Source organism: Streptomyces sp. CC208A, from assembly GCF_030010625.1.
Taxonomy (GTDB): Bacteria; Actinomycetota; Actinomycetes; order Streptomycetales; family Streptomycetaceae; genus Streptomyces.
In genome coordinates, this window is record NZ_JASCXN010000088.1 from 1 (window position 1) to 1,912 (window position 1,912).

Here is a 1,912-nt window from a genome sequence, read left to right on the forward strand (position 1 = left end):
GGTCCGGTGCGGGTTCGGTCCACCGTGGTGGGGAGGCGTGGGCGTGGAGGTGGAATCCGGCGCCGAGTGCTGCTCCTCGCGGCCGGTGTCGGCGGGTGGTGGGTGTGCTGATCGTGGCCACGTCCTGGTGCCGGTGGGCTGCGCGGGGCAGCCGGGTCCGGTCCGTTGGTGCGTGTCCCTCCGGACGCCGGCCGGCACGACCCTGGGGGTGTGCCGGGGAGGGAACCCCGCGTCGCCTGGGCGCGGGGCGGTGGGTGCGCGGCCGGGTCGGGCCGGTCTTGGACCGGTCCGACCCGGCGGTTCTCGGGGTGGTGGTGAGGACGGCTGTGGTTTCGAGCCGGTCGACCACCGTGCGGATGACCAGCTGTCCGCTGGTGCGGTCGGTGGTGGTCTTGGTCTGGTGGGCCAGACCGCGGGCGGCGATACGGCGCCAGGCGCCCTGGTCCCGGTCGCCCTGCCACCCGCAGCCGGGCTGGGGGCAGAGGGCCCATTTCCAGCCCGGCGTGGTGGGCCGGTCGGGGGCCTTGCGGTGCCTCAGCGGGGTGAGGCAGTACGGGCAGTGCTTCGAGGTGTTGCGGGGCGGGACGGTGACCACGGCGATACCCGCCTCGGCGGCCAGGTGCCGCATCCGGTCGGCGATCTTCCTCCGTACGGTCTGGGAGAGACGGGTGTCCGTGGTGCGGCCCATGCCCCTGGCCTCCAGCGAGCGGAGGTCTTCCAGGCAGATGACCGTGGCCCCGGCCGCGACGGCCTGGTCGACGGCCCAGCGGGCCGCGGACCAGGCGAGGGCGTCGTTGAGGTGCGAGCGGCGCTGCGAGACCCGCCGGGCCTCCTCCGTCAGGACCGCGTGCTTGCCGTCCAGGGCGGGGTCGGCGAGCCGGGTGTAGTGGCCGGTCCTGGCGTTGAGATGCTCGGAGATACGGCGCAGCCGGTGCTGCTTGGCGAGCACTCCGGCGGCCCGGAACTGGGCGCCGGCGCCGAGGGCGGTGATGGTTCCGTCGGCGTGCAGCCGGATGGCGCCCGCGGACAGCAGGGGGTTCAGGCCCCAGTCCACCCCGAGGGCCACGGTGTGGCCGGTGCGCCGAGCCGTGGGCACGGGGTGGGTGAAGGCCAGATCCGCCCGGACGCTTCGGCCGGTGGGGCGCAGGGTGGGCAGGTGGAGCACCGCGTCCGCCGGGATGGTGGACGGCAGCCGGATCGGGCAGGCGACCCAGGTCCAGTCCGCGTAGCTGCGCGGGTCGGGCCGGACGGGCAGTTGGAGGCGCAGCAGCGCCCGGCGCGTGTCGTCGGAGCGTTCGAGGGTGGCCTGCTGGCCGTCGCACGCGGCGAGCAGCAGCATCCGCGCCGCACCCGGCGAGGGTTCCAGCTCGAACACATCCACTGGAAGACGCCCGTGCCGGCGCGCGTACGCCGTGATCTGGCGGGTGCGGGACCGGATCACACTCGACGGCAGGTGCTCCCCGCCGGGAATCGCGGCGCGTACCGCGTCCCACTCGGCGCCGGTGCGTTTGTCCGGGGCGGCGGGCCAGGCCGCCAGCACCCCGGCCACCAGATCGGCGCGCCACTTCACCGACCGCAGCACCCGCCCGGCCTGTTCCTGGGCCATCCGCACGATCCGGTCGTTCACCCGCACCCCGCCCGGCGGGGCCACACTCCAGCCCAGCCGGCGCAACGCCATCCACGCGTTCGACGGCAGCGTCCGGCCCCCGCCGTCCACACCCGACGCCAGCGCGTCCACATCGACGGCGTTCCAGCGCCCGGCCAGCAGTGCGCCGACCATCCCGGCCACCAGGTCGGCGCACCAGCCCACCCGCTCGGCGAGAACTGCGGGGGGAAGGGCCTCGCCGGTCTCCTCGTCCACACCCGACCGGAGCAGGACGGGCGCGCAGGCGGTACGGGCCGCCTCCCCCTC

At 75.5% G+C, this 1,912-nt stretch carries 1 protein-coding gene; it reads right to left on the bottom strand.

From position 1 onward, the window contains the following. The coding region (locus QK442_RS36055; RefSeq protein WP_282698364.1) for a zinc ribbon domain-containing protein at positions 1–1,912 on the bottom strand (1,912 nt) is incomplete at both ends.